Annotated in this window: 23 protein-coding genes, 4 tRNA genes, 1 other RNA gene and 1 pseudogene; 14 read left to right on the forward strand and 15 right to left on the reverse strand. The window is 78.7% G+C overall.

Going from position 1 to position 26,751, the window contains the following annotated elements:
• The first annotated feature begins 118 nt into the window (after positions 1–118).
• From ACRYMN_RS15005 to ACRYMN_RS15015, 3 genes are read left to right on the forward strand one after another with little or no spacing between them, the layout of a single operon-like run.
• Positions 119–1,807: an NAD(P)/FAD-dependent oxidoreductase gene (locus ACRYMN_RS15005; protein ID WP_432496657.1), complete on the forward strand. Its 1,689-nt coding sequence runs from the start codon at positions 119–121 to the stop codon at positions 1,805–1,807.
• Positions 1,804–3,336 (forward strand): sensor histidine kinase, encoded by a 1,533-nt coding sequence (locus ACRYMN_RS15010; RefSeq protein ID WP_432496660.1) that lies wholly within the window; start codon positions 1,804–1,806, stop codon positions 3,334–3,336. Before ACRYMN_RS15005 ends, ACRYMN_RS15010 begins: the two co-directional genes overlap by 4 nt.
• Before the next feature lie 14 nt (positions 3,337–3,350).
• On the forward strand, positions 3,351–3,701 hold the full coding sequence (locus ACRYMN_RS15015) for a UBP-type zinc finger domain-containing protein (RefSeq protein WP_432496714.1): 351 nt from the start codon (positions 3,351–3,353) through the stop codon (positions 3,699–3,701).
• Between the two features lie 32 nt (positions 3,702–3,733).
• On the opposite strand, the gene ACRYMN_RS15020 is transcribed toward ACRYMN_RS15015, so the two are convergent.
• Both ACRYMN_RS15020 and ACRYMN_RS15025 read right to left on the reverse strand, forming a co-directional pair.
• Entirely contained in the window at positions 3,734–4,675 is a 942-nt protein-coding gene (locus tag ACRYMN_RS15020) for an alpha/beta fold hydrolase (protein WP_432496662.1), read from the reverse strand.
• 114 nt (positions 4,676–4,789) lie between these two features.
• Positions 4,790–7,138 (reverse strand): helix-turn-helix transcriptional regulator, encoded by a 2,349-nt coding sequence (locus tag ACRYMN_RS15025; protein WP_432496665.1) that lies wholly within the window; start codon positions 7,136–7,138, stop codon positions 4,790–4,792.
• A 96-nt stretch (positions 7,139–7,234) separates the two neighbouring features.
• Here ACRYMN_RS15025 and ACRYMN_RS15030 point away from each other — a divergent pair, with 96 nt between their 5' ends.
• Positions 7,235–8,578: a uracil-xanthine permease family protein gene (locus ACRYMN_RS15030; RefSeq protein ID WP_432496667.1), complete on the forward strand. Its 1,344-nt coding sequence runs from the start codon at positions 7,235–7,237 to the stop codon at positions 8,576–8,578.
• Between the two features lie 65 nt (positions 8,579–8,643).
• Here ACRYMN_RS15030 and ACRYMN_RS15035 read toward each other — a convergent pair whose 3' ends face one another.
• The 7 genes from ACRYMN_RS15035 to ffs all read right to left on the reverse strand — a co-directional run bounded on the left by ACRYMN_RS15035 (position 8,644) and on the right by ffs (position 15,203).
• Positions 8,644–8,814, reverse strand: coding sequence for a hypothetical protein (locus ACRYMN_RS15035; RefSeq protein ID WP_432496669.1), 171 nt, complete (start codon positions 8,812–8,814; stop codon positions 8,644–8,646).
• Between the two features lie 147 nt (positions 8,815–8,961).
• Positions 8,962–10,041 (reverse strand): aspartate-semialdehyde dehydrogenase, encoded by a 1,080-nt coding sequence (locus tag ACRYMN_RS15040; RefSeq protein WP_432496672.1) that lies wholly within the window; start codon positions 10,039–10,041, stop codon positions 8,962–8,964.
• Positions 10,038–11,330: an aspartate kinase gene (locus ACRYMN_RS15045; protein ID WP_432496674.1), complete on the reverse strand. Its 1,293-nt coding sequence runs from the start codon at positions 11,328–11,330 to the stop codon at positions 10,038–10,040. Before ACRYMN_RS15045 ends, ACRYMN_RS15040 begins: the two co-directional genes overlap by 4 nt.
• A gap of 115 nt (positions 11,331–11,445) precedes the next feature.
• Positions 11,446–12,054, reverse strand: a complete 609-nt coding sequence (locus ACRYMN_RS15050) for a DUF5063 domain-containing protein (RefSeq protein WP_432496676.1) — start codon at positions 12,052–12,054, stop codon at positions 11,446–11,448.
• Positions 12,047–12,646 carry a recombination mediator RecR gene (gene recR, locus ACRYMN_RS15055; protein WP_432496679.1) on the reverse strand — a complete coding sequence of 200 codons (600 nt, stop codon included), beginning with the start codon at positions 12,644–12,646 and terminating at the stop codon, positions 12,047–12,049. Before recR ends, ACRYMN_RS15050 begins: the two co-directional genes overlap by 8 nt.
• Before the next feature lie 82 nt (positions 12,647–12,728).
• Entirely contained in the window at positions 12,729–15,065 is a 2,337-nt protein-coding gene (locus ACRYMN_RS15060) for a DNA polymerase III subunit gamma and tau (RefSeq protein WP_432496682.1), read from the reverse strand.
• A gap of 41 nt (positions 15,066–15,106) precedes the next feature.
• An RNA gene (ffs, locus tag ACRYMN_RS15065) (signal recognition particle sRNA small type) lies at positions 15,107–15,203 on the reverse strand.
• 131 nt (positions 15,204–15,334) lie between these two features.
• On the opposite strand from ffs, the gene ACRYMN_RS15070 reads away from it, so the two are divergent.
• The 3 genes from ACRYMN_RS15070 to ACRYMN_RS15080 all read left to right on the forward strand — a co-directional run bounded on the left by ACRYMN_RS15070 (position 15,335) and on the right by ACRYMN_RS15080 (position 16,505).
• A tRNA-Ser gene (locus ACRYMN_RS15070) sits at positions 15,335–15,419 on the forward strand.
• 125 nt (positions 15,420–15,544) lie between these two features.
• Positions 15,545–15,844 carry a type II toxin-antitoxin system VapB family antitoxin gene (locus ACRYMN_RS15075; RefSeq protein WP_432496685.1) on the forward strand — a complete coding sequence of 100 codons (300 nt, stop codon included), beginning with the start codon at positions 15,545–15,547 and terminating at the stop codon, positions 15,842–15,844.
• Between the two features lie 13 nt (positions 15,845–15,857).
• A complete protein-coding gene (locus ACRYMN_RS15080; protein WP_432496688.1) occupies positions 15,858–16,505 on the forward strand; it encodes a LytR C-terminal domain-containing protein in 648 nt (215 codons plus the stop codon).
• An 87-nt stretch (positions 16,506–16,592) separates the two neighbouring features.
• On the opposite strand, the gene ACRYMN_RS15085 is transcribed toward ACRYMN_RS15080, so the two are convergent.
• The 3 genes from ACRYMN_RS15085 to ACRYMN_RS15095 all read right to left on the reverse strand — a co-directional run bounded on the left by ACRYMN_RS15085 (position 16,593) and on the right by ACRYMN_RS15095 (position 17,803).
• Positions 16,593–16,679, reverse strand: a tRNA-Ser gene (locus ACRYMN_RS15085).
• Between the two features lie 78 nt (positions 16,680–16,757).
• Entirely contained in the window at positions 16,758–17,192 is a 435-nt protein-coding gene (locus ACRYMN_RS15090) for a nucleoside deaminase (protein WP_432496690.1), read from the reverse strand.
• Between the two features lie 35 nt (positions 17,193–17,227).
• Positions 17,228–17,803, reverse strand: a complete 576-nt coding sequence (locus ACRYMN_RS15095) for a tRNA adenosine deaminase-associated protein (protein ID WP_432496692.1) — start codon at positions 17,801–17,803, stop codon at positions 17,228–17,230.
• Positions 17,804–17,869: 66 nt separating this feature from the next.
• Between ACRYMN_RS15095 and upp the strand changes: the two genes are divergently transcribed.
• The 3 genes from upp to ACRYMN_RS15110 all read left to right on the forward strand — a co-directional run bounded on the left by upp (position 17,870) and on the right by ACRYMN_RS15110 (position 19,573).
• Positions 17,870–18,505, forward strand: a complete 636-nt coding sequence (gene upp / locus ACRYMN_RS15100) for a uracil phosphoribosyltransferase (RefSeq protein ID WP_432496695.1) — start codon at positions 17,870–17,872, stop codon at positions 18,503–18,505.
• Between the two features lie 183 nt (positions 18,506–18,688).
• A complete protein-coding gene (locus tag ACRYMN_RS15105) occupies positions 18,689–18,850 on the forward strand; it encodes a hypothetical protein (protein ID WP_432496697.1) in 162 nt (53 codons plus the stop codon).
• Positions 18,851–18,865: 15 nt separating this feature from the next.
• Positions 18,866–19,573 (forward strand): PH domain-containing protein, encoded by a 708-nt coding sequence (locus ACRYMN_RS15110; protein WP_432496699.1) that lies wholly within the window; start codon positions 18,866–18,868, stop codon positions 19,571–19,573.
• Between the two features lie 66 nt (positions 19,574–19,639).
• Here ACRYMN_RS15110 and ACRYMN_RS15115 read toward each other — a convergent pair whose 3' ends face one another.
• The 3 genes from ACRYMN_RS15115 to ACRYMN_RS15125 all read right to left on the reverse strand — a co-directional run bounded on the left by ACRYMN_RS15115 (position 19,640) and on the right by ACRYMN_RS15125 (position 21,759).
• A complete protein-coding gene (locus ACRYMN_RS15115; protein WP_432496701.1) occupies positions 19,640–20,353 on the reverse strand; it encodes an Lsr2 family DNA-binding protein in 714 nt (237 codons plus the stop codon).
• A 1,028-nt stretch (positions 20,354–21,381) separates the two neighbouring features.
• Positions 21,382–21,457, reverse strand: a tRNA-Arg gene (locus ACRYMN_RS15120).
• Positions 21,458–21,668: 211 nt separating this feature from the next.
• Positions 21,669–21,759: transfer RNA gene (locus tag ACRYMN_RS15125), tRNA-Ser, on the reverse strand.
• A gap of 45 nt (positions 21,760–21,804) precedes the next feature.
• On the opposite strand from ACRYMN_RS15125, the gene ACRYMN_RS15130 reads away from it, so the two are divergent.
• The 4 genes and pseudogenes from ACRYMN_RS15130 to ACRYMN_RS15145 form a co-directional block, all read left to right on the forward strand.
• Positions 21,805–23,778, forward strand: a complete 1,974-nt coding sequence (locus ACRYMN_RS15130) for a penicillin-binding transpeptidase domain-containing protein (RefSeq protein WP_432496704.1) — start codon at positions 21,805–21,807, stop codon at positions 23,776–23,778.
• 366 nt (positions 23,779–24,144) lie between these two features.
• Entirely contained in the window at positions 24,145–25,236 is a 1,092-nt protein-coding gene (gene ssd / locus ACRYMN_RS15135) for a septum site-determining protein Ssd (RefSeq protein WP_432496706.1), read from the forward strand.
• Between the two features lie 8 nt (positions 25,237–25,244).
• Entirely contained in the window at positions 25,245–26,417 is a 1,173-nt protein-coding gene (locus ACRYMN_RS15140) for a TadA family conjugal transfer-associated ATPase (RefSeq protein WP_432496709.1), read from the forward strand.
• Positions 26,414–26,751, forward strand: a pseudogene (locus tag ACRYMN_RS15145) (hypothetical protein); the annotation flags it as partial. The gene ACRYMN_RS15140 and the pseudogene ACRYMN_RS15145, both read left to right, overlap by 4 nt.

Raw genomic sequence — 26,751 nt, forward strand, 5'->3', positions numbered from 1 at the left:
CCATCCTCGCCGATCCCGCGGCCCGCCCCGCCACCGGTTCCCCGCCCCGCCGCGCCACCGGTTCCCCGCCCCGCGCACGGCCCTTGACCGCGCGCGCGGGCGGTGCGAGGTTCCCCGCATGCCCGAGCCCACCGCGGACCGGCCCGTCCTGATGACGGTCGACGACGACCCGGCGGTCTCCCGCGCCGTCGCCCGCGACCTGCGCCGGCGCTACGGGCAGAGCCACCGCGTGCTGCGCGCCGACTCCGGCGCCGACGCGGTCGCCGCGCTGCGCGAGGTGAAGGTGCGCGGCGGCACCGTCGCGGCCGTCCTGGCCGACTACCGGATGCCGCAGATGGACGGCGTGCAGCTGCTGGAGCAGGCGGTGGACCTCTTCCCCGCCGCGCGCCGGGTGCTGCTGACCGCCTACGCCGACACCTCCGCGGCGATCCGCGCCATCAACGACGTCGACCTCGACCACTACCTGCTCAAGCCCTGGGACCCGCCGGAGGAGAAGCTCTACCCGGTCCTGGACGCGCTGCTGGAGGCGTGGCGGGCCGCGCCGCCGCGCCCGGCCGGGGAGGTGGCCGTCGTCGGCGACCGCTGGTCGGCGCGCTCGTTCGCGGTGCGCGACTTCCTGGCGCGCAACGAGGTGCCCTACCGGTGGCTGCTGGCGGAGGAGCCCGAGGCGCAGCGGCTGCTCGCCGCCGCGGGCGTGACCCCCGCGCGCCTGCCCGTCGTGCTCGCCCCGGCGCGCGGCGACCAGCCGCCCGTGGCGCTGGTGGACCCCGGCGACACCGCCCTGGCCGAGCACGTGGGGCTGAGCACCCGGGCGCGCGAGGACTTCTACGACGTCGCCGTCGTCGGCGGCGGCCCCGCCGGGCTGAGCGCGGCGGTGTACGCCGCCAGCGAGGGCCTGCGCACGGTGCTGGTGGAGGAGCGCGCCACCGGCGGGCAGGCCGGGCAGAGCTCGCGCATCGAGAACTACCTCGGCTTCCCCGACGGCCTCTCCGGCGCGCAGCTGGCCGACCGCGCCCGCCGGCAGGTGGCGAAGTTCGGCGCCGAGACGCTCTCGGCGCGCAGCGTCACGCGCCTGGAGGTCTCCGGCAGCGCGCGCGTGCTGCACTTCGCCGACGGCACCGCCGTGGCCGCGCACACCGTGCTGCTGGCCACCGGGGTGTCCTACCGCACGCTCAGCGGGCCCGGGCTGGAGGAGTTCACCGGCCGCGGCGTCTACTACGGCGCGGCGCTGAGCGAGATCACCTCCTGCGCCGGCCAGGACGTGTTCGTGGTGGGGGCGGCGAACTCCGCCGGGCAGTCCGCGGTGAACCTCGCCCGCACGGCGCGCAGCGTGACGCTGCTCGCGCGCGGGCCGAGCATCGAGGCGTCGATGTCGGCGTACCTCGTCGAGCAGGTGCGCAGCTGCGCGAACGTGGAGGTCCTCACCTGCACCGAGGTCGTCGGCGCGCGCGGCGGCGAGCACCTGGGCTCGGTCGTGCTGCGCGAGCGCAGCAGCGGGCGCGAGCGCGAGGTGCCGGCGCACCACGTGTTCGTCTTCATCGGCGCCGAGCCGCGCACCGACTGGCTCGACGGGGTCGTCGAGCGCGACGCGCGCGGCTTCGTGCGCGCGGGCCCGGACCTGCTCGTCGACGGCCGCCGCCCCGCCGGGTGGACGCTGGAGCGCGACCCGTACCACCTGGAGACCTCGGTGCCCGGGGTGTTCGTCGCCGGCGACGCGCGCGCGGAGTCGGTCAAGCGGGTCGCCTCCGCCGTGGGGGAGGGCGCGATGGCCGTCATGCTCGTGCACCGCTACCTGGCGCGCTCGTGAGCACCCCCGCCGGCACCCCCGCCGGCACCCCCGCCGCGCCGGCCGTGGACCCCGCGCAGCTGCGCACCCTGTTCCTCTTCGAGCGCCTCGAGGAGCACCAGCTCGCCCGCTTCGCCGCCGCCGGCCGGCTGCTCGACGCCGCGCCGGGCTGGCTGTACCGGCAGGGCGAGCCGGCCCGCTCGTTCTTCGTGCTCGTGCAGGGCGCCGTCGCCCTGCACCGGCGCGTGGGCGGGGACGACGTGGAGCTGGGCCGCACCCGCCAGCGCGGGGTGTACGCCGGCGCGTGGGAGGCGTACCTGGGCGAGGGCGCGCCGGGGGAGTACGGCACCTCCCTGCGCGTGCTGGAACCCTCCCGCTTCCTCGTGCTGCCCGCCGCGGAGTTCGGCGCGGCGGTGCGCGAGTGGTTCCCGATGGCCGTGCACCTGCTGGAGGGCCTGCGCCTGGGGCTGAGCGAGGCGCAGCAGCTGGTCAGCGCCCGCGAGCGCCTGCTCGCGCTGGGCTCGCTGACCGCGGGCCTGACCCACGAGCTGGGCAACCCCGCCGCGGCGCTCAGCCGCACCGTCGTGCAGCTGCGCGCGCAGGTGCAGGCCCTCACCTCGTGCCTGACGCACCTGGTGCCCGCAGGGGAGCAGCTGGCGGCGGCCGTGGCGCGGGTGCGCGAGGAGGCCGTCGCGCCCGCGCCCGGCGACGTGCTGGCGCGCGCCGACGCCGAGGACGAGCTGCTGGAGCGGCTGGAGGACGCCGGCGTGCCCGCGCAGGACGCCGGCGACCTGGCGGCGGTGCTGGCCGACGCCGGAGTCGGCGCCGACCGCCTCGACGGCTTCACCGCCACGGCCGGGGTGAGCGCGCAGCGGTCCGTGCCGTGGCTGGCGCGCTCGCTGGCCGTGGAGTCGCTGCTGGAGGAGGCCGCCGCCGCCAGCGCGCGCATCAGCGCGCTGCTGGCCTCAGCCGGCCGCTACGCCTCGCTGGACCGCGCCCCCACCCGCTGGGTGGACGTGCGCGAGCTGCTCGACGCCAGCGTCGACATGCTCGGCGCCGGTGCCGGCCGCGGCGCCGGCCCGGTGCGCGTGGTGCGCGAGTACGAGGACGTCCCGCAGGTCCTCGGCCACGCCGGGGAGCTGACGCAGGTGTGGACGAACCTGCTCGACAACGCCCTCGACGCCCTCGCCGACGTGCCCGGGCGCCCGGGCACGATCACCCTGCGGGTGCACGGCGGGAGCACCGCCCGCGGCCCCGCCGTCGTCGTGGAGGTCGCCGACGACGGCCCCGGCATCCCCGCCGACGTCCTGCCGCGCGTCTTCGAGCCGTTCGTGACCACCAAGGACGTCGGTGAGGGCACCGGTCTGGGCCTGGACATCGCCTGGCGCGTCGTCGTGCAGCGCCACCGCGGCGAGCTGACCGTCACCAGCGGGCCCGGCGGCACCGTCTTCCGCGCCTGCCTGCCCGTGGACCCCGACGCCGCCGACGGGCCCGGCGGCACCCCCGACCCCGACCGCCCCGCGCGCGCACCAGGAGGCACCGCCCCGTGAGCACCCCCGACGCGATCGACCCGATCGACCCCGCCGCCGCGCCCAGCGGCACCGGCTGCGCCGACTGCGAGGCGGCCTCCCCGCAGGGCTGGTGGTTCCACCTGCGCCGCTGCGCCGCCTGCGGGCACGTGGGCTGCTGCGACTCCTCGCCCGCGCAGCACGCGCGCGCCCACGCCGCCGCCGCCGGCCACCCGGTCATCCGCAGCTACGAGCCCGGCGAGGAGTGGTTCTACGACTTCACCACGGGCACCACCTACGAGCGCGGCCCCGACCTCGCCCCGCCGCAGCACCACCCGGTGGACCAGCCCGCGCCCGGCCCCGCCGGGCGCGTCCCGGCCCGCTGGCGCACCCTGCTGCACCGCTGAGGCGCCGCTGGAGCGCTGCTGAGGCACCGCCCTCACCGCGCTCCCCGCAGCAGCGCCGCCGTGCGCCGCGGGTCCTCCAGGTGGGGCAGGTGCCCCACGCCGGCCAGCAGCTCGAAGCGCGCTGCCGGCACGTGCGCGGCCCACGCGGCGGCGTGGGCGGCGCGCACGCGCGGGTCGTCGGCGCCCTGCACCCACAGCGCCGGCACGCGCACCGACGCCAGCGAGCGCCGCCACGCCCCGGTGCGCGCCAGGAACGCCGTCGTCTCCAGCACGGCCGCCCAGCGGAACGCCTCGTCCGCCGCGGCCCCGGGCCGCGCCGCCTGCTCGGCCACCTCCTCGGCCGCCGCGCGCAGCGCCGCGGCGGGCACCCGGGAGGGGTGCGGCGTGGCGGCGCGCACCTGCTCCAGCACCAGCTCGTCGGGCGCGCGGCGGGCGGTGAGCCGGCGCACCGCGGCCGCCGTGCCGGGGGCGCGCAGGAGCGCCAGGCGCGCCAGCAGCGCGGCGTCCACCCGGCCGCGCACCGGCCGCGGCACCGGTGGCGCGAGCAGGACCAGCCGCTCCACCGCGGGCTCGTCGGCGGTGAGCACCGCCACGACGCCGCCCAGGGAGTGGCCCACCAGGGTCACCGGCGCGCCCGCGGCCTGCCGGCGCGCGGCGCGCAGGTGGGCCCGCACCTGCCGGGTGAGCGCGTCCAGCGCGCGGCCGGGGCCGCCGGGGGCGGGCGAGCCGCCGTGCCCGGCGAGGTCCGGGGCGAGCACCCGGTGCGTGCCGGTCAGCAGGGGCGCGAGGGCGCCCCAGTTCAGCGCCGAACCGCCCAGGCCGTGCAGGCACAGCAGGACGGGCGCGCCGGCCGGGCCGCCGAAGTCGCGCAGCTGCACCGGCGGGTCGCAGCCCGGCGCGGGCGAGGTCGCGCCCGCCGACCACGGGGCCGGCGGCGCGGGGAGAGGGGCGGCGGGAGGTGCGGTGTCGGTCACGGCGCGCACCGTCCCCGCCGCCGGGGTGGTCGCGGACCACCCCGCGCCGGGACCACCCGGGGTGGTCGCGGGCGCACCCCGCCCCGCCGCCGGCCCCCGGCACGGGCCCGCTCCTCAGCACAGCCCCAGCTCGCGGCCCACCGCGACCGCCTCGGCGCGCGAGACCACGTCGAGCTTGCGGTACAGGCTCTTCGCGTAGCCCTTGACCGTGTTCACCGACAGGTGCAGCTCGCGGCCGATCTCGCGCTGGCTCAGCGGCCCGCGCAGCGCCCGCAGCAGCGTCAGCTCCCGGTCGGTCAGCGCCTCGCCCAGCACCGGCCGCGCCCGTTCCGCCGCCGTGCGGGCGCACGCGCGCTCCACCGCCTCCAGCCGGGGCACCGCGGCGGGCGCGGGTGCCTCCGCGAGGGCGGCGCGGGCCTGCTCGGCGGCCGCCCCGGCCAGCCGCACCTCGCCGTGCGCGAGCTCCGCCTCCGCCGCCGCGGTCAGCACCAGCGCCGCCAGGGCGGGGTGGCACTGCACCGCCACCAGGTCCGCCGCCCTGCGCAGCGCGGTCAGGGCGGCGGCCGGGCGCCCCTCGGCCAGGGCCAGCAGCCCTCCCGCCCCGTGCCGCAGCGCCACCGCGGTGGAGGCGGCCCGCCCCAGCGCCCGCTCCACCGCACCGGCCTCGTCCGCCGTGGTGCGCAGCAGGCCGACCAGTTCCGCGCGCTCCTCCCCGGTGCCGGTGCCGGTGCCGGTGCCGGTCGCCGAGCCGGCCGGGTGCTGGGCCAGCGCCCAGGCCAGCAGCCCCGCCGTCTCCAGCCGCGACAGCGCCGGCAGCAGCGGGACCACCGGCGCCCGCCACGCGCGGCGCAGCGCCTCGCGGGCGTCCTCGCCGTGCGCCAGCAGCGCCCCGCCGAGGGCGACGTGCGCCACGACCCACCCCGGCAGGTGCTCGTCGGTCTCCTCGGCGACCGCGCGACGGGCCTCGCGCAGCGCCACGTCGCCCTCGTGCGGGCCCGTGCCGTACACCGAGCGCAGCGCCGCCGCGGCCCCCGCGGCCGAGCGCGACCCCGGGAACCCCGCTCCCGCCGGCGCGGCACCGGCCAGGTCCAGCAGCCGGGGCACGCGCTCGCGCCGGCCCGTGCTGCCCGCCGCCCACGCCATCGACAGGGCCAGGGCGGGGGTGCGGGCCACGACCGCCTCGTCGACCCGCTCGCCCAGGCGCAGGTAGGTGCCCACCGCGCCGGTGCGCACGAAGTCTCCGGTGCGCTCGACGAGCACGCGCGCGGCCCCCGGGTGGTCACCGGCCTCCAGCAGCACCCGCACGGCCTCCTCGGTGAGGCCGTGCTCCAGGAACCACCGCGCGGCGCGCGAGCGCAGGGCCCCGGCGTCCCCGCCGAGCTCGCGGACCAGCGCCGCGCGGAACACCGGGTGGAACCGGAACCAGGGACCGGCACCGGCGGGGGCGCCGGCGGGGACGCCGTCGGTGCCGCTGTCGCCGTCGGGGCCGTCGGGGCCGTCGGGACCGTCGGGGCCGACCGCCGACAGGAACACCCCCTCGCGCTCCAGCGCCCGCAGGAGGACCCCGGAACCGGTGCGGTGCAGCACCTCGTCGCACAGCGCCCCGCACACCACGCCCAGCGCGGCCGCGCTCAGCAGGAACCCCCGGCGCTCGGCGTCCTGGGCCGCGAGGACCTCCGCCAGCAGGAACTCCGCGGCCGGCGCCTGCCCGGCCCACCCGCCCGGCGCGGCGGCCCGCCCCTCCCGCAGCGCCGCGGCCCCCAGCACCAGGCCCGCCGCCCAGCCCCGCGTCGCGGCCACCAGGTCGTCGAGCGCCCCGGCCGGCGCCCCGGCGGCGCCCAGCACCCGCAGCAGCTCGCGCGATTCCGCCTCGCCGAACCGCAGGTCCCGCGCTCCCACCTCCACCAGCCGGCGCCGGGCCCGCAACCGCGGCAGCGGCAGCGGTGGGACGCCGCGCGAGCCCGTCACCAGACCCGCGCCGGGCGGGAGGTGCTCGAGGAACAGCTCGAGCTGCTCGTGCACGCGCGGCTCGGCGACCGCGTGCAGGTCGTCCAGGACGAGGGCGGTGCGCGCCCCGGCGCCCCGCAGGCCCTCGAGCAGCTCGGGCAGCGCCACCTCCACCGGGTCCACCCCCGGCACGGTCAGCGCCGCCACGGCGCGCGCGCAGGCGTCCGGGGCCAGCGGGGCCAGCGCGCGGGCCACGTAGGTCCAGAAGCGGGCGGGGTCCTCGTCCCGGCGGTCCAGCGTCACCCACGCCACCGCGTCCACGGCGCGGGTGCTGCGCGCCCAGCGGGACAGCAGCGTCGACTTGCCCCAGCCGGCGCCGGCGACGACCGCGGTGAGGGGGGTGCCCGCGGCGTCGTCGAGGCGCCGCAGCAGGTGCTCGCGCGCCAGGACCGCGGCGGGCACCGGCGGCGGCACCAGCTTCCCCGCGAGCAGCGGCGACGGCGGCGCGGTCCCCACGGCCCGAGCCTAGGCCGCGCACCGCGGCGCACGCCCTAGTCTTCACGCGCCTCGCGTGGCGACCGCCCGCGAGCTGGTGCGACGTGGGGGGACGGCGTGGCGGGGATCGGCTGGCGGGTGCACGGCGACGGGCGGGAGGTGCGGCCCGGGGCGGTCGTGGAGCCGGGGGAGCGGCTGAGCTGGCCGCGCACGGTGGGCATCGGCCTGCAGCACGTGGTGGCGATGTTCGGCGCCACGATCCTCGTGCCCGCCATCACCGGCTTCCCCGCCGCGACGACCCTGTTCTTCTCCGCGGTGGGCACCGCGCTGTTCCTGCTGCTGACCGGCAACCGGCTGCCCAGCTACCTGGGTTCCTCGTTCGCGTTCATCGCGCCCATCGCCGCGGCCACCGCGAGCGCCGGGCAGGCCGCCGCGTCCGGCGGGATCCTGCTCACCGGCGCGCTGCTGGTCCTGGTGGGCGCCGTGGTGCACCTGGCCGGCTCGCGCTGGATCGACGCGCTCATGCCGCCGGTGGTCACCGGCACGATCGTGGCGCTCATCGGGCTGAACCTGGCCCCCACCGCCTGGGGCACCTGCCAGGACGACGGGTCCTGCTCGGGGTTCCGCGCCGCGCCGGTGACGGCCCTGGTGACCCTGGGTTCCATCGTGCTGGCGACGGTGCTGTTCCGCGGGATGCTCGGGCGCCTGGCGATCCTCGTCGGCGTCGTCGTCGGCTACGCGTGCGCGGTGCTGCGCGGGGAGGTGGCCTTCGAGCAGGTGCGGCAGGCGGCGTGGTTCGGCCTGCCGCAGCTGAGCGCGCCGTCCTTCGACGCCGGCGTGCTCGGGCTGTTCCTGCCGGTGGTGTTCGTGCTGGTGGCCGAGAACGTCGGGCACGTGAAGTCGGTGGCCGCCATGACGGGGCGGGACCTGGACCCGCTCACCGGCCGCGCGCTGCTGGCCGACGGCCTGGCCACCACCCTGGCCGGGGCCGGCGGCGGCTCGGGCACCACCACGTACGCGGAGAACATCGGCGTCATGGCCGCCACCCGGGTGTACTCCACGGCCGCCTACTGGGTGGCCGCCGCCACGGCGCTGGTGCTGAGCTGCTCGCCGAAGTTCGGCGCGCTCGTCGGCTCGGTGCCCGCCGGCGTCCTGGGCGGGGCCGCGACCCTGCTGTACGGGATGATCGGGATCCTCGGGGCGCGCATCTGGGTGCAGAACCGGGTGGACTTCTCGAACCCGGTCAACCTGACCACCGCCGCGATCGCGCTGGTCGTGGGCATCGCGAACTTCAGCTGGGTGCCGCGCGAGGGGCTGGCCTTCGAGGGCATCGCCCTGGGCACCGCCGCCGCGATCGGCGTGTTCCACCTCATGCGCGCGCTGGCCCGCCGGCGGGGCACCTCCCAGGAGGCGGCCACGCCCGCCTCGGTGCCCGGCGGCAGCGAGCTCGAGGGCCGCTGAGGCCCCGCCCGACGACGACGGCCCGCCACCCCGGCGAGGGGTGGCGGGCCGTCGTCGTCGGGGCCTCAGCCCAGCGGGCCCTCCTCGGCGGAGGGGGCGTCGGCGCTGCCCTGGTCCTCGCCCTGCGGGCCGGTGCCCGGCGCGGTGGGCGGGGCGCCGGTGCCGGGGTCCGCAGCGGGCACCTCGACCTCGCCGGCGTCCTGGCTGGCCGGGGTGAGCGGTTCCATCATCGACACGGGGTTCCTCCTCGTCGGCGCGCTCGCCGCGCGTGCTCGTCGGTTCCAGACGCGCCCAGCCGACCACGCCCCCGCCCGGCCCGCGAGCCGGGACGCCGACGGCCCGCCACCCCAGGCGGGGCGGCGGGCCGTCGGCGGGTGCCGGGCTCAGGCGCTCAGCTCGGCCGCCACCAGCTCGGCGATCTGCGCGGTGTTCAGCGCCGCGCCCTTGCGCAGGTTGTCCCCGCACACGAACAGGTCCAGGGTGTTGGGGAAGTCCAGCGCCTGGCGCAGGCGCCCGACGACCGTGGGGTCCCCGCCCACGGTGCCCGCCGGGGTGGGGAAGACGCCGTTGGCGAGGTCGTCGCGGACCTCCACGCTCGGCGCCGCCTCCAGGGCCGCGGTGGCCTCGGCGACCGTGACCGGCTGCGCGAACGTCGCGTGCACGGCCAGGGAGTGCGTCGTCAGCACCGGCACCCGCACGCACGTCGCGGACACCTTCAGGTCCGGGATGCCCAGGATCTTGCGGGACTCGTTGCGGACCTTCAGCTCCTCGCTGGTCCAGCCGTCGTCCTTGAGGGAACCCGCCACGGGCACGACGTTGAGGGCCAGGTGGGCCGGGAACGGGGAGTCGTCGCCGAGCTTGGCGCTGACGGCGGCGGCGGTGTCCCCGGCGCGCTGCCCGAGCGAGCGGTCGCCGGCGACGACCTCGAGCTCGTCGTGCAGGCGGTCCACGCCGGGCTGCCCGGCGCCGGAGGCGGCCTGGTAGCTGGCGACGACGAGCTCGGTGAGCTGCCAGCGCTCGTGCAGGGCGCCCAGGGCGTCCATCATCGTCAGCGTCGTGCAGTTGGGGTTGGCGATGATGCCCCTGGGGCGGTTCCGCGCCGCGTCGCCGTTGACCTCCGGCACCACCAGCGGCACGTCCGGGTCCATGCGGAACGCCCCGGAGTTGTCCACGGCCACCGCGCCGCGCTCGGCGGCGACCGGCGCCCACCGCGCGGAGACCTCGTCGGGCACGTCGAACATCGCCACGTCCACGCCGTCGAAGACCTCCGGCGACAGCGCCCGCACCACGACGTCCTCGCCGCGCACGCGCAGCACCTTGCCGGCCGAGCGCGGCGAGGCCACCAGGCGGATCTCGCCCCACACGTCGGGGCGCTCGGAGAGGATCCCGAGCATCACCGAGCCGACGGCGCCGGTGGCGCCGACGACGGCCAGGGTCGGCTTGCGGTTCGTGCCCGTGCTCATCGTCCCGTCCCTCCGTAGACCACGGCCTCGCCCTCGGCGTCCAGGCCGAACGCGGTGTGCACGGCGCGCACCGCGTCGTCGAGCTGCTCGGCGCGGGTGACCACCGAGATGCGGATCTCCGAGGTGGAGATCATCTCCATGTTGATGCCCTGCGCGCCCAGCGCCTCGAAGAACGTGGCCGACACGCCCGGGTGCGAGCGCATCCCCACGCCGATCAGCGACACCTTGCCGATCTGGTCGTCGAACTCCAGCCGCTCGAAGCCGACCTCGCCCTTGACCTTGTCCAGCGCGGTGGCCGCGCTGTGGCCCTCCGACTTCGGCAGGGTGAAGGAGATGTCGGTGCGGTTGGAGGCGCCGACGGAGTTGTTCTGCACGATCATGTCGATGTTGATCTCGGCGCCGGCGACCGCCTTGAAGATGGCGGCGGCGGTGCCGGGGGTGTTCGGCACGCCCACGACGGTGATCTTCGCCTCGCTGCGGTCGTGCGCGACGCCCGAGATGATCGGCTGTTCCACGGGTTCCTCCACGGCGTGGGAGCTGAGGCCGGCGGGGACGGGGGAGTCCGTCACCCAGGTGCCCTCGTGCGCGCTGAAGGAGCTGCGCACGTGGATGGGCAGGTCGTAGTTCCGCGCGTACTCCACGCAGCGCAGCATGAGGATCTTCGCCCCGCACGCGGCCATCTCCAGCATCTCCTCGCTGGCGATGCGGCCGATCTTGCGCGCGGTGGGCACGATGCGCGGGTCGGCGGTGAACACGCCGTCCACGTCGGTGTAGATCTCGCAGACGGCGGCCTCCAGGGCCGCCGCCAGCGCCACGGCGGTGGTGTCCGAGCCGCCGCGGCCGAGGGTGGTGATGTCCTTGGTGTCCTGGCTGACGCCCTGGAAGCCGGCGACGATGGCGATGGCGCCCTCGTCCAGCGCGGTGCGGATGCGCCCGGGCGTGACGTCGATGATGCGCGCGCGCCCGTGCGCGGAGTCGGTGATGACGCCCGCCTGCGAGCCGGTGAAGGAGCGCGCCTGCAGGCCGAGGTTGTTGATGGCCATCGCCAGCACGGCCATGGAGATGCGCTCGCCGGCAGTCAGCAGCATGTCCAGCTCGCGCGCCGGCGGCACGGGGGTGACCTTCTCGGCCAGCTCGATCAGCTCGTCGGTGGTGTCGCCCATCGCGGAGACCACCACGACGACCTCGTGGCCGGCGCGCTTGGTCGCCGCGATCCGCTTGGCGACGCGCTTGACCCCGTCGGCGTCAGCGACCGAGGAACCGCCGTACTTCTGCACCACGAGAGCCACGACGGGCGATTCTACGGAAGGGGCGCGGGTGCTCCCGCCCCTGCTCACGCGCCCGGGCGCGCGCCGGGCAGACCGCGCCCGGCGCGCGCGGCCCGCTGGGCGTTCTGCTCAGCGCTCAGGGGTGCAGGGCGTCGAACTCCGCGTCCGAGGCGGTCTCGGCGTCCACGTCCAGGCGCAGGTGGGCCAGCACCGACTGCAGCACCCGCAGCGCCGCGGTGGCCCGCGTGCCCCACGAGGACAGGTAGGAGAACTGCCACCACCACAGCGCCTCGGTGACCTCGCCGCGCTCGAAGTGGCGCAGCCCGTGCACCAGGTCCGCCGCCACCGAGGCCAGGTCGTCCGAGAGGGCCCCGCGCACCAGCGCCGCGTCCGTCAGCGGGTCCACGACCTCGGCGTAGTCGTCCAGGCCCTCCAGGACGTTGGCCAGGCTGGCGCGCACCGGGTCCACGTCCGGGTCCGGGCCGGCGTCCGGCTCGAAGCGGCGCGCGGGCACCACGTCGGCCACCGCGCCCAGGCGCGCGCCCGCCACCTGCACCTGCGCGACCGCCAGCAGCAGCACCGACAGGGCGGTGGAGCCCATCTGCCCGCTGGCCACCTCGGTGACCGCGTCGAGGTAGGCACGCGCCTCCACGGCCGTGGCCGCCGCCAGCTCGGCCATCTCCACGGCCTCGGCCGCCTCGGCCCCGGTGGTCTCCACGGTCGCGCCCAGCGCCTCGTCAGGCATCGAGGGCCCTCCGCCCGGCGAACGCGCGCCCGAGGGTGACCTCGTCGGCGTACTCCAGGTCGCCGCCCACGGGCAGGCCCGAGGCCAGGCGCGTGACCCGCAGCCCCATCGGCCGCAGCAGCCGCGCCAGGTACGTGGCGGTCGCCTCGCCCTCGAGGTTGGGGTCGGTGGCGATGATCGTCTCGGTGACCTCGCCGGAGCTCAGCCGCGCCAGCAGCTCGCGCACCCGCAGGTCGTCCGGGCCCACGCCCTCCATCGGGCTGATCGCCCCGCCCAGCACGTGGTAGCGGCCGCGGAACTCGCGGGTGCGCTCGATGGCCACGACGTCCTTGGACTCCTCGACCACGCAGATCACCGACGCGTCGCGGCGCGGGTCCCTGCACACCCGGCACAGCTGCTCCTGCGCGACGTTGCCGCACACCTCGCAGAAGCGCACCCTGCTCTTGACCTCGGTGAGGACTTCGGCGAGGCGGCGCACGTCGGCCGCGTCGGCGGACAGCAGGTGGAACGCGATGCGCTGCGCGCTCTTGGGCCCGACCCCGGGCAGCCGTCCGAGCTCGTCGATCAGGTCCTGGACGACTCCTTCGTACACGGGGTGAGCCTACGTGCCGCCACCGACAGCGGGCACCGCCCGCGAGAGCCCCTCAGGACCCGCCGGCGCCCGTCAGAGCCCGTCAGAGCCCGTCGTCGGTGGAGATGACCGTGCCGCCCAGCAGCTGCTCGACGACCACCGCGCCCACGAGCTGGGAGTCCTCGGCGTCCTCGTCGTCGCGGCTGGGCACGTCCTCCTCCAGCGGCCCGGGCGCCACGACCGCCGGCGCCGGGCGGCGCACCGGCTGGGGCGCCTGCCGGGGGGCGTGCTGCTGCGGCGCGTGCTGCTGGGGCGCCTGCTGGGGGGCGTGCTGCTGCGGGGCCGCGGGGCGCCGGGGCGCCGACAGGTGCTCCTCGCCGGGGTCGTCGATGGGCGCCTCGGGCGGTGGCACGTCGTCGTCGGGACCCACCAGGCCCGCCGGGACCGCGTGCCGGGGCTGCTGCGCCTGCTGGGGGGCGTGCTGCTGCGGCGCGTGCTGCTGCTGGGGGGCGTGCTGCTCGGTCCGCGGGCGGGCCGCTGCGGCGCCGCGCCCGCCGCGCGGGCCGGCGCCGCGCCCGCCGCGGGGTGCGGCGCCCTCCGCCCCGGCGGCCTGCACGCCCGCCTCGATGCCGGTGACCTCCAGCAGCGCCTCGCCGACGAACCCGGCGTGGTTGCCGCGCCCGAACGCCGAGGCCAGGCCGGGGGTCTTGAACTGCAGCACCAGCACGCCGCCGCGGCAGTCCTGCACCGTGGCGTTCTCCGCGACCAGCGACCACGTGGTCCGCTTGATGCGGAACAGCGCGCCGAGCACGTCCACCCACAACCGGCGCACCGTCTCCGCCTCGGAGGCGGCTTCGGCGCTCGCGGGCGCGGGCTGCCCGGCGGGCGCGGGCGCGGCGGGCGCGCTGGACGCCGCGGGGGCCGCCGGGGAGGCCGCCGCGGGCGGCGGGGACCCCGGCGTGCGGGCGGTCGGCCAGCCGTCGTCCGCCACCGCCGCGGCCGCCTCCACCACGGGTGCGGGGGCCGGTGCGGGCGGCTCCACGACGGCCGCGGGGACCGGTGCGGGGGCCGGTGCAGCGTGGACGGCGGGTGCGGCGGGTGCGGCGGCCTCCTCGGCGGGTGCGGCGGCCTCCTCGGCGGGTGCGGCGGCCTCCTCGGCGGGCGCGGGGGCCGTGGTGGGCGCGGGGGCCGTGGTGCGCTCGGCGCGCTCCACGGGCGGGGCCGGGGGAGCGGCCGCGGGAGCGGGGGCGGCGGCCTGGGCGGCGGGCGCGGCCACCGGCAGTCCCGCGGCCAGGCGCCGCTCCAGCCGCTCCAGGCGCGGGCCCAGCCCGCCGTCGGCGTCGGCGCCGGGCAGCAGCAGGCGCGCGCACAGCAGCTCCAGCTGCAGGCGCGGCGAGGTCGCCCCGGTCATCTGCTCCAGGCCCGCGGCCACCACGTCCGCCGCCCGCGACAGCTCCGCGCGCCCCAGGTGCGCGGCCTGCGCGCGCAGGCGCTCCAGGGCGTCCTCGGGCACGGCCAGCGCGTCGGCGGCCCCGTCGCCGACGGCGGCGACGACCACGAGGTCGCGCAGCCGCTGCAGCAGGTCGTCGGCGAAGCGGCGCGGCTCCTGCCCGGACTCCACCACCCGCTCCACCGCGCGGAAGACCGTGGCCCCGTCGCCGGCGGCGATGGCCTCGACCACGTCGTCGAGCAGGGAGGCGTGCGTGTAGCCCAGCAGCGAGACGGCCGTGTCGTAGGTGACGCCCTCCTCGCCCGCGCCGGCGATGAGCTGGTCCAGCACCGACAGCGAGTCGCGCACCGAGCCGCCGCCGGCGCGCACCACCAGCGGCAGCACGCCCTTGCCGACCGCGACGCCCTCGCGCTCGGCGAGCTCGGCGAGGTAGGACGTCAGCCGGGCCGGCGGCACGAGGCGGAACGGGTAGTGGTGGGTGCGCGAGCGGATCGTGGTGAGGACCTTCTCCGGCTCCGTCGTGGCGAAGACGAACTTCACGTGCGGGGGCGGTTCCTCGACCGTCTTCAGCAGGGCGTTGAAGCCCTGCTGGGTGACCATGTGCGCCTCGTCGAGGATGTAGACCTTGAAGCGGTCGCGCGCCGGGGCGAAGGAGACCCGCTCGCGCAGGTCGCGCGCGTCGTCGACGCCGCCGTGGCTGGCCGCGTCGATCTCCACCACGTCCACGCTGCCGGGACCGCCGGTGGCGAGGTCGGTGCACGAGTCGCACGTGCCGCAGGGGGTGGGCGTCGGGCCGGCGGCGCAGTTCAGGCAGCGGGCCAGGATGCGCGCGCTGGTGGTCTTGCCGCACCCGCGCGGGCCGGAGAAGAGGTAGGCGTGGGTGACGCGGCCCTTGGCGATCGCCTGCGACAGCGGCACGGTGACGTGCTCCTGCCCGATGACCTCCGCGAAGCTCTCGGGCCGGTAGCGGCGGTACAGGGCGCTCGTCACGACCCCGAGGCTAACCCGCGCCGGGGACAGGCCGGGAGGGATGGAGGGACCCCCCGCGCACCCGCCAGAGCCCGCCTACCCTTGCTGCCTTCCGGCCCTGGGGGGGTTCAGCTGGATGACGCCGCACGAGGGGTCTGCGACCACTGTACGGGCCGTGGCGCGGTGCGGTCCAACCGCCCCCGCGAACCCCCGGTGCACCCCCCGGGTGCGCCCGGCGCGCACCCCTCCGGTCGAGGGCACCCCCGCGGGCGCGCTACGCTGGGAGCACTGGAGGATTCGCCTAGTGGCCTATGGCGCACGCTTGGAAAGCGTGTTGGGTTAACGCCCTCGCGGGTTCAAATCCCGCATCCTCCGCCGGCCGAGGGGCCCGGACCCGCACCGCGGGTCCGGGCCCCTCGTCGTCCGCCACCCCGGTGCGCGGCACCCTCCTCGCGCGTCCTGCCCCGCCGCCGGGGCCCCGCCGCCTACACTCACCCAGCGTGATCTTCCAGGCCGTCGGCGAGGGGCGCCCCTACCCGCAGCACGGGTACGAGACCACGGGGCAGTGGTCGGGGGTGCCGCCGCGCCAGGTCCGCCTGGACGAGCTGACGACCACCCGGCGCACCCTGGACCTCGACGCGCTGCTGGCGGAGGACTCCACCTTCTACGGCGACCTGTTCGCCCACGTCGTGGCCTGGCGCGGGCGCATGTACCTGGAGGACGGCCTCCACCGCGCCGTGCGCGCGGCGCTGCACCAGCGACAGGTGCTGCACGCGCGCGTGCTGACGCTGCCCGACTGACCGAGGGGGGACCGTGCCCGAGGACCGCGACGACGAGGTGCCGTACCGCGAGCGCGAGGACCGCGCGCCGTACGGGGAGGGCGACGAGGACGAGCTGCCCGAGGTCTCCGACGACCTCGACGACGCCTCGTACGAGCGGCTGCAGCGCCGCCGGCTGTGGCGGCGCCGGCGCCAGCGCGCCGTCTTCGCCGTGCTGGTGCTGCTCGTGCTGGGCGTCGGCGGCGGCGCCGCGCTGCTGTGGACGGGGCGCTGGCAGCCCGGCGACGAGGTCCCCGCGGTCGCGGGCCCCTCGTGCGCGCCGGCCGTCGAGCAGCCGCTGCTGCCCCCGGCGGAGGCGCCCGTGGAGGTGCTCAACGGCACGGACCGCTCCGGCCTGGCCGCCGGGGTGGCCGAGGAGCTGCGCGGGCGCGGCTTCACCGTCACCCGGGTGGGCAACGCCGCCGTGGACGCCGGGCCCGTGACCGCGGTGGTGCGCCACCCCCCGGACCGGCTGGCCCAGGCCCGCACCGTGGCCGCCCGCGTGCCCGAGGCCCAGCTGGTCGAGGACCCCGCCGTCGCGGTGGTGGAGCTGGTGCTCGGCACCGCCTACCAGCAGCTGCTGGCCGAGGACGCGCTCGCGCCCCCGCCGCCGCCCCCGCCGGGCGCCCCGCCGGCGTGCTGAGCGCCGCCGCGCGCGTGCCGGGCGCGACCCCGCCCGGCACGACGAAGGCCCCCGGCTCCGCGGAGCCGGGGGCCTTCGCCCTTCGAGCGGTGGCGGTGGGATTTGAACCCACGGAGGAGTCGCCCCCTCACACGCTTTCGAGGCGTGCTCCTTAGGCCGCTCGGACACACCACCGTCGGCAACGATACACGGTGCCGACCCGTCAGCCGTCCCGCCAGCCGTCCCGCCCGGCGCCGCGCCCGGCGCCCGCGCTCAGCCGCGCCGCTCGGCGAAGAACCCGTCCAGCAGCGCGGAGCACTCCTCCTGCCGGACGCCGCCGGCGACCTCGACGACGTGGTTCAAGCGCCGGTCGCGCACCACGTCGCGCAGCGAGCCGGCCGCCCCGAAGCGCGGGTCCCACGCCCCCAGCACCAGCCGCTCCACGCGGGCGAGCACCAGCGCGCCGGCGCACATCACGCACGGCTCCAGCGTCACCACGAGGGTGCAGCCGTCCAGGCGCCAGCTGCCGCGCGCGCGGGCCGCCGCCCGCAGCGCCAGCACCTCCGCGTGCGCGGTGGGGTCCTGCGCCGCCTCGCGCTCGTTGCGGCCGGTGCCGAGCACGGCGCCGTCGGGGCCGAGGACCACCGCGCCCACCGGCACGTCCCCCGTGGCGAGGCACGCCCGCGCCTCCTCCAGCGCCAGGCCCATCCACCGCGCCCAGCGCGGCGGCTGCGCCAGCCCGCTCAGCGCAGCGACTCCAGCACGTCGGCGAACCCGAGCAGCTCCCCGACCTCCACCGTCGCCGCGGACGGGTCCGCGCCGGAGGCGGCCAGGCGCACCAGCACCGCCGCCGGGCAGCCCAGGTCCGCCAGCAGCTCCGGGTCCCCGGCCCACGCGTCGTCGAGCACGCCGGCCGCCGCGCCGGCCGCGGCGCCCGCGCCGTCCGCCCGCTCGCCGTCGCCGTCCTCGTCGTCCTCGCCGTCGTCCTCGTCGTCGCCGTCCTCCCCGGCGTCGTCCGCAGCCGCGCCGGCGCCGGCGGACGCCGGCACGGCGGGGGGCAGTTCGGCGAACAGCTCCGCGCGGGAGCTGTCGGCGGCGGCCACGGCGTCGGAGACGAACACCCGCACGTCCTCGCCGTCGGTGCGCACGAGCGCGAACCACTCGTCCTCGCGCTCGAGGACCGCCACGACGAGCGCGTCGTCGCCCACGGCCCCGCGCAGCACGTCGCCGAGCTCGTCGGGGGAACCGGCCTCGAGGTCCACGTCGACGGAGCGCCAGCCGTCGCCGTCGGGGGTCAGCACAGCGGTGAAGTACGCCACGTGACCATGGTGGCAGCACGTTCGCGGCTGCCGCCAGCACGGTCGCGGTGAGTAGGTTGTGCCCTCGTGCGCCTCTCCGTCATCGACCACCCCCTCGTCGCCCACAAACTCACCGCGCTGCGCGACGCGAGCACCGACTCACCCACCTTCCGCCGGCTGGCCGACGAACTCGTCACCCTGCTGGCCTACGAGGCCACCCGCGAGGTGCGCGTCGAGCCGCACCCGGTGCGGACGCCCGTCGCCCCCACCACCGGGGTGCGGCTGACCTCGCCCAAGCCGATCGTCGTGCCGATCCTGCGCGCGGGCCTCGGCATGCTCGACGGCATGGTGCGCCTGCTGCCCACCGCGGAGGTCGGTTTCCTCGGCATGATCCGCGACGAGACGACGCTGCAGGCCACCACGTACGCCAACCGGTTGCCCGACGACCTCTCCGGCCGGCAGTGCTACGTGCTCGACCCGATGCTCGCCACCGGCGGCACGCTCGTCGCGGCGGTGCGCTACCTGCTCGACCGCGGCGCCGACGACGTCACCGCCCTGTGCCTGCTGGCCGCGCCCGAGGGGCTGGAGGTCGTGCGCTCCGCCTTCGACGAGCACGCCCACGTCAGCGTCGTCACCGCCGCCGTCGACGAGCGCCTCGACGAGCAGGGCTACATCGTCCCGGGCCTGGGCGACGCCGGCGACCGCCTCTACGGCGTCGTCTGAGCCCACCCGTCCCCGCGCCCGCCCCGCCCCGCCGGGTCCCCGACAGGTCCGCTGCGCCCGGCGCGTGCTGGCCCGGCGCGCGCGCCGCGTCCGGCAGGATGTCGCCCGGTCGCGGGTGGCCCGGTGGCCCCCGGCGTGCAACGACCGCGAGCAGCGTTCCAGGAACGCGGTGAGGAGCTGGGCATGAGGTGGCGCCGGGTTCTGGGCTGGGCCCTGGTGGTGTTCGCGCTGTACGCCGTCTACAGCGCGCCGGAGTCCGCGGCGGCGTTCGTGCGCGGCGTCGGGGAGGCGCTGGGCACGCTGGTCGACAGCATCGCCGCGTTCTTCGACGGCCTGCTGCGCTGAGCGGGCGGCGTCGACGTGGTGCGCCGCCGCGAGCGGGCCTCCTCCGGGACCTCGCCCGTCGAGCTGGCCGCGGCCGACGAGGCCGACCCGGACCGCGAGGACCTGCCGCGCTGGGTGAAGCGGCGGCTGCTGGCCGGTGAGCGCACCCGCGTGGCCGTGCAGCGCCACTGGGCCCAGCTCGCCGGCACCGTCGCCGGGGTGGTCGCCGGCTTCCTGGCCGTGCTGTGGCTGGGCGTGCGCCTGCCGCCCGACCCGCCGGTGCTGCGCGACGGGCTGTTCCTGCTCTGGCTGGTGCTGCTCGCCCGCGCGGTGTGGCGGCTGTTCCTGTGGCGCAACGGGTGGTTCATCGCCACCGACAAGCGCCTGCTGCTCACCCGCGGGGTGGTCAACCGCCGCACGGCGATGATGCCGCTGACCAAGGTGACCGACATGAGCTACAACCAGTCGGTGGCCGGGCGGCTGCTGGGGTACGGGGAGTTCGTGCTGGAGTCCGCCGGCCAGGACCAGGCGATGCGGCGCATCGACTGGGTGCCCGACCCCGACGAGAAGTACCGCGACCTGTGCGAGGTCATCTTCGGGCGCCCCGCCGCCCCCTCCGCGGACCCGAGCGCCGCGCCCGCGGGGCCCGCCGCCGCGGCCGGGCAGGTCGTGCTCGCGGGCACCGGGCGGCGTCGCCGGCGGCGGGCTGGACGCCGGGAGCGCCGGAGCTCCTCCGAGGGCTGATGAGCCCCCGCACGCGCGAGGGGGCGGGGTCCCGTGGACCCCGCCCCCTCGCGCGCGCTGCCCCGCTCAGGCGGTGGCGGCGCGGAACCGGTCGATGATGCTCGTGGAGATCGGGCCGCGCGGGGCGACCGTGATGCCGTTCTCCGCGGCCCACTGGCGCACCGCGCGCGCGTCGACGGCACCGGCGGGCGTCGCGGCCGGAGCGGACTTCTTCGCGGCGGGAGCGGACTTCTTCGCGGCCGGCGCGGGCTCCGCCGGCGCAGCCGACTTCGCGGCCGGCGCCGACTTGGCGGCCGGGGCCGACTTCGCCGCGGACCTGCCGGCGGACTTCGCGGCCGGGCGGCGCGAGGAACCGCGCTTGGCGGGCGCCGGGGCCTCGGCCGCCTCGGCCGCCGCGGGAGCGGTTTCGGCGGCCGGCTCCGGCGTGGGCTCCTGCTCGGGGGCGGCCTGCGGGGCGGGAGCGGCCTTCTTCGAGGCCGCCTTCTTCGCGGGGGCGGTCTTGGCGGGCGCGGTCTTCGCGGGGGTGGCGGCCTTCGCGGGCGCGGCCTTCTTGGCCGGGGCGGCCTGCGCCGGGGCGGTGGTGCTCGACAGCGCCGCCGGCAGGTCCTCCCAGGACACGGACGTCGGGGCCTTGGAGGTCGAGGGGTTCCAGGAGACGCCGTTCGCGTTGACGGTGAACGTGCCGATGCGGCGACCGTTGCGCTTCACGGGGATCTCGAGGTCCACCGCGCCGACGGGCAGTTCGGTGGCCACCTTCAACGCGACGTCGTGGCTTGCCATGCTGGGCTCCTGGGAGGGGGAGTGGGTTGATTGAGGCTGAACACCATGAAACCACAGTTCTTCCGGGGTTCGCGCTCGGAGAGCCCTTTCCCGATCGGCCCGGCGGTGTTCTGCGCGCGCACCCGGACCGCCGTTCCCGCGGGTCCTTCCCGCGCCCCCGCGCGCAACTGCCGGGCCGCTGCCGGGAACACCCCGGAACGGCCGCGCACCGGGCGTTCGCGCCGGGCGTTCGCGCCGGTGGGCGCCCCCCGGCGCGGCGCCGGGCGAACCGGGCGGGCCGGCTCGCGGCGGCCGGCGCGAAAAGCACCCGAACACCGCGCGGCGGTTGCTGTGAACACCCCGTGGAATGGCGGCGCGAACACCCCGGGAACGGGCGGCCGGCCGGTTCCCCGGGGTTCGGCCGGGGTTCGGCCGGGTTCACGCCGCGCGCCCCGGTGTTCCCCGGGGCGGTTCACCCGGGCGGGTGCGGACCCGGCCGCGCGGAACCCGGCCGGGTCCGGCCCCGGCGCGGCCCGCGGGCGCCCGGCGGCCGGGGGGTGGAACCCGGGCCGGTGCCGCGGGACGGGCCGCACGGGTGCGGGGCGTGAGCGCCGGCCGGCACCGGGGTGCGGTGCGGTTACGCGCCGGGCCAGGGTGCGGCGCGCGCCCGGCCCGGGTGCGGGCCCGGGCCGGGAGCCGCCCGCCGCCGGTGCCGCCGGGCCGGGAGCGCCCGGGGCGGGAGCGCCCGGGGCGGGGGCCCCGCGCGGGCGGCGCCGGCTGGTGACCCGTGCCGTGCGGGGGCGGTGGTGCCCCGGCTGGTGCCTCGCGGCGGCGAGGACGGGCGGCGGCGAGGACCGGTGGCGAGGACGGGCGGCGGCGGGCGACCGTGACGGGGTGGCAGCGGGGCCGCGCGCACGAGCGGCCGGCACCGCCCGGGCCGGCCGAGCGGGCCGCCGGTGGTGCGCGGCGCGCCGACGGCGGCGAGGCGGGCCTGGACGACGAAGGGCGGGTCCCCCGAGGGGGACCCGCCCTGTGCGGCCGGCTGGCCGTGGTGCGCCCGAAGGGACTCGAACCCCTAACCTTCTGATCCGTAGTCAGATGCTCTATCCGTTGAGCTACGGGCGCCGGTGCCGCGTTGCCGCAGCAGCCGTCGACTACTGTAGCGGCCCGTCGCCCGGAGCACCAATCGGTTGCGGCGCAACGGCTCAGGGCCCCGAACGGCGCTCGCGGCGGCGGGCGCGGACCGCTCGGGCACGTCGCGGACGGGGCGCCGGCGGCGCCGCGGGCGGAGACGACGAGAGCCCCGTCCGCGGTGCGGACGGGGCTCTCGGCCCTGCGGAGGTGGCGGGATTTGAACCCGCGAGGGGGTTGTAGCCCCCAACCCGCTTAGCAGGCGGGCGCCATAGACCGGACTAGGCGACACCTCCAACGCCTGAGAGGTTACCAGCCGCCGCGTGCGAGCATCGCGGGCGATGAGCGCCGACGTCCCCTCCCCGCCCTCCCCGACCTCCCCGTCCCCCGCCCGCCGCCCGCGCCGGCGCGCCGTCGTCGCCGGGGGGGCCGCCGCGGTCGCGGGCGGCGCGCTGTGGCTGCGCGCGCGCGACGACGACGGCGCCGGCGCGCGCCGGCTGGCCGACGAGGTCGCCGCCGGCTGGGCGGCCGGCACCTGGCGCCCGGAGCTGTTCGCCGCCGCCACCGGGAGCCTCCCGGCCGACCTGGGCGCCGAGTACGCGCGCCTGGCCGGCCGCCTGGCGGCGGCCCCGCCCGCGGTCGCCGTCGCGTCGGTGGACGCCGAGCGCGCCGGGGACGGCGCCGCCGAGGCCGTCCTCGACGTCTCCTTCGACCTGGCCGGCGCGCACGGCGCCGCCGCGGGCACCGCCTTCGCGTACACCACCGCCCTGCGGCTGCGCCGCGGCGACGACGAGGCGTGGCGGGCGCTGTGGGAGCCGGCGCTCGTGCACCCGGCGCTGGCCGACGGCTCCGTCCTGCGCCTGGAGCGCACCGCGCCCGAGCGCGCCGACGTCCTCGGCCGCGACGGGACCGCCGTGGTCACCGCCACCGAGGTGGTGCAGGTCGGGGTGCAGCCCTCGCGCACCACCGACCCGGAGGCCACCGCCGCCGCCCTGGCGCAGGTGCTGGACGTGGACGCCGCCGCCCTCGCCGCGCGGGTGCGCCAGGCGGCGCCCGACGCGTTCGTCGACGTCATCACCCTGCGCCGCCCCGACTACGACGACCGGCGCGCGGCCCTGCAGCCGGTCCCCGGCGCGGTCTTCCGCACCTCCACGCTGCCGCTGGCGCCCACCCGCGCCTTCGCCCGCGGCCTGCTGGGCACGGTCGGGCAGGCCACGGCCGAGGTCGTCGAGGCCTCCGGCGGTCGCTACGCGGCCGGCGACCTCGCGGGCCTGTCGGGGCTGCAGGAGCGCTACGACGAGCGGCTGGCCGGCCGCGTCGGCGTCCTCGTGCGCACCGACGGCGGCACCGGCGCGGGGCGCGAGCTGTTCTCCGCGCCGCCGGTGGCCGGCGAGCCGGTGCGCACCAGCCTGGACGCCGACGTGCAGCAGGCCGCCGACGACGTCCTGGACACCGCACCGTCGGCGGCCGCGCTGGTGGCCGTGGACACCACCACCGGGGAGGTGCTGGCGGTGGCGAACTCCCCGGCCGACGAGGGCGACCGGGCGCTGACCGGGCGCTACCCGCCGGGCTCGACGTTCAAGGTGGTCACCACCGCGGCCCTGCTGGCCGGCGGCCTCGACCCCGAGGAGGTCGTGCCGTGCGCGCCCACCGCCGTCGTGGACGGGCGCTCCTTCCGCAACTTCGAGGGCGAGGCGTTCGGCGACGTGCCCTTCCGCACCGACTTCGCGCAGTCGTGCAACACCGCGTTCGTCACCCTCAGCCCGCGCCTGGCCGACGACGCCCTGCCGCTGACCGCCGCGCAGCTGGGCGTGGGCGCGCGGTGGTCCACCGGCGTGGAGGCCTTCGCCGGCGAGGTGCCGGCCGCGGAGTCGGCGGTGGACCTGGCCGCGGCCAGCTTCGGCCAGGGCCGCACCCTCGTCAGCCCGCTGGCGATGGCCGTGGCCGCCGCGTCGATCGCCGCCGGGCAGCTGCGCCGGCCCGCCGTCGTGCTGGAGCCCGCGCCGCCGCCGGCGCCGCAGCCGCCCGCGCCGGTGGACCCGGCGGTGCTGGCGACCGTGGGCGCCCTGATGCGCGAGGTGGTCACCTCCGGCACGGCCACGGTGCTGGCCGCGGTGCCGGGCGCCCCGGTGCACGCCAAGACGGGCACCGCGGAGCACGGCACGGGGGACCCGCTGCCCACGCACGCGTGGACGATCGGCTACCAGGGCACGCTCGCCTTCGCGGTCTTCGTCGCCGACGGGGCCAGCGGCGGGTCCGTGGCGGCGCCGCTGGCCGCCGACTTCCTCGCGCGCCTGGCGCCGCTGCGCCCCTGAGGCGCCCGCCCGCGGCTCGCGCGGAGCTCGCGCAGGGCCCGCGCAGGGCCCGCGCGCGAGGCGTGGAGAACTCGTCAGCGTCGAGGAATTGCCAGCGGCGCTCCGATGAGGTCAAATGTCGGAGTACGCCTACGGGCGACGGCGGCGCCGGCTCATCCCCCCCGAGCCGGACCGTGGACGGCCCCCGCTCCCCCCCAGCGGGGGCCGTCGCCTTTCCCCCTCCAGGCCTCCCCGGGTCGCCCCGCGCCGCCGTGTCCACACCCCGGCCGCGCCGCTGCGCACCCACAGCCGCACCCGGCGCACGCCGGGCGCGCCGCCGGGCGGCAGCACGGTGGTCGCGACCACCGCGACCGCCAGGAGGACCCCGTGCCCGCAGACCCGCGCCCCCGCCGCCCCGCCGAGGACCCCGGGCCCGGTGCCGCGCTGCTGACCGACGACGACGCGCTGGCCGCGGCCGTCCTGCGGCTGGCCGGCGCCGCCGGCTGCGCGGTGCTGCGCGAGGTCCCGCCCGCCCTCGAGGCGCCCCCGCTGCTCCTCGTCGGCGCCGACGCCGGTGCCGCCGCCGTCGCCGCCGCCCGCGAGCGCGGGGCGGGCGAGGTCGTGCTGGTCGGGTGCGCGCCGGTGGGGCCGCAGTGGTGGCGCCGCGCCGCCGAGCTCGACGCCGACCACGCCGCGCTGCTGCCCGAGGCCGAGCCGTGGCTGCTGGACCGCCTGCTCGACGCCGCGGGCGGGCGGCGGCCGGCGGGCCGGGTGGTCGGCGTGGTCGGCGGTTGCGGGGGCGGCGGGGCCAGCGTCCTGGCCGCCGCCCTGGCCGAGGCCGCCGCCACCACAGGCGACGTGCTGCTGCTGGACGCCGACCCGGGCGCCGGCGGGCTGGACCTGCTCGTGGGCGCCGACCAGCTGCCGGGCCTGCGCTGGGGCGACCTGGCCGGCGTCTCCGGGCGGCTGCGCCCCGACGTGCTGCGCTCGACGGTGCGCCTGGGCGAGGGCCTGCACCTGCTGGCCGGGGACCGCCGCGCCGGCGCCGCGCCCGGTGGGCAGGCCCTGGGCGCGGTGCTGCGCGCGGCGCGCGACACCTTCGCCACGACGGTCGTGGACCTGCCGCGCGGACGGCTGGAGCAGCTCGGCGCGGGCGTGCTCGGCGCCTGCGAGGAGGTGCTGGTCGTCGCGCCCGCCACCACTCGCGCGGCCGCGGCGGCCTGCGGCACCGTCGACGAGGTGCGCCGGCTGGCCGGCACCGGCACCGGCGCCGCGGTGCGCCTGGTGCTGCGCGACGTCGGCTCCGGCGCCGACCCCGGGGTCCTCGCCGACGTCGTCGGTGCGCCGCTGAGCGCGGTGCTGCGCCCCGAGCGCGACCTCGAGCCCTGCCTGGAGCGCGGGGAGGGCCTGCCCGCCGGCCGGCGCAGCGCCGTGCGCGGCTTCGCCACCCGCTGGGCGGCCACCGCCCCGGCCCGGTGAGCGGCCCGGTGAGCGGCCCGGTGGTGGGCGCGGGGGTCGGCGCGGGGGTCGCCGACCTCGCCGAGCGGGTGCGCGCCCGCCTGAGCGGGCCGGTGGACCCGGTGGCGGTGGCCGCGGCCGCGCGCGCCGAGGGCGTCGTGCTGGGCGCGGCCGCCCTGCTGCGCCTGGTCGACGACGTGCGCGACCGCGTCAGCGGCGCCGGCCCGCTGCAGCCCCTGCTCTCCCGCGAGGGCGTCACCGACGTCCTCGTCAACGGCGGCGGGCGGGTGTGGGTCGACGACGGCGCGGGCCTGCACCCGGCCGGCGTGGAGGTCGGCGGCGAGGAGCGGGTGCGGGCGCTGGCGGTGCGGCTGGCCGCCGGGGCCGGGCGCCGGCTCGACGAGGCCAGCCCCTTCGTCGACGCCCGCCTGGCCGACGGCACCCGCCTGCACGCCGTCCTGCCGCCGCTGGCGCCGGAGGGCACCTGCATCAGCCTGCGGGTGCCCGCGCTGCGGCGCTGGCGGCTGGAGCAGCTCGCCGACGCCGGCGCGGTGCCCACCGCCTGGCTGCCGCTGCTGCGCGCGGTCGTGGCCGCCCGGCTGTCCGTGCTGGTCAGCGGCGGCACGGGAGCGGGCAAGACCACGCTGCTGCAGGCGCTGCTGGGCGAGGTCGACCCCCGCGAGCGCATCGTGCTCGTGGAGGACTCCGGCGAGCTGCGCCCGGACCACCCGCACGTCGTGCGCCTGGAGGCGCGCCGCGACAACGTCGAGGGCCGCGGCGGCGTGGGCCTGGACGTCCTGGTGCGCCAGGCGCTGCGGATGCGCCCGGACCGCCTCGTGGTCGGCGAGTGCCGCGGCGCGGAGGTGCGCGACCTGCTCGCCGCGCTGAACACCGGGCACGCCGGCGGCGCCGGCACCGTGCACGCCAACACCGCCGCCGACGTCGTGCCCCGGCTGCACGCCCTGGCGGCCGCCGCCGGCTCCTCGCCCGAGGCGGTCGACGCGCAGCTGCTGGCCGGCGTCGACGTCGTCCTGCACGTGGCCCGCCGCGGCGAGCGGCGCGGCCTGGTGGAGGTCGCCCTCGTGGGCCCGGTGGCCGGCGGGCGCGCCGGCGTGCTCCCCGCGCTGCGCCGCGACCCCGAGGGCGCCGAGCACCGCGGGCCCGGCTGGGAGGCGCTCGCCGCCGCGCTGGCGCCGCTGTGAGCGCCGTCGTCGTCGCGCTGCTGCTGGGGGCCGCGGTGGTGCTCGCGGGGCACCGCGCGCCCGGCCGGCCCGCCCCGGCGCCCCGGCCGCCGGGCCGGCTGCGCGCCCGTGCCGGGCGGGGGGACGGGCGCGGGCGGGGGAGCGCGCGGCGCCCGCCGGAGGAGGACCTGCTCGACGGCGCCCGGCTCGCCGAGCGCGTCGCGGCGCTGCTGCGCGCCGGGCTGGTGCCCGCGCAGGCCTGGGAGCACGCCCGCGCGAGCGGCGCGCAGCGGGCCGCCGGCCCCGGCGGGGTGCCGGGCGGGCCGGGGGGGGGGCCAGGGGGGGGGCCGGGGGG

This window comes from Kineococcus gypseus (assembly GCF_050871305.1).
Taxonomy (GTDB): domain Bacteria; phylum Actinomycetota; class Actinomycetes; order Actinomycetales; family Kineococcaceae; genus Kineococcus; species Kineococcus gypseus.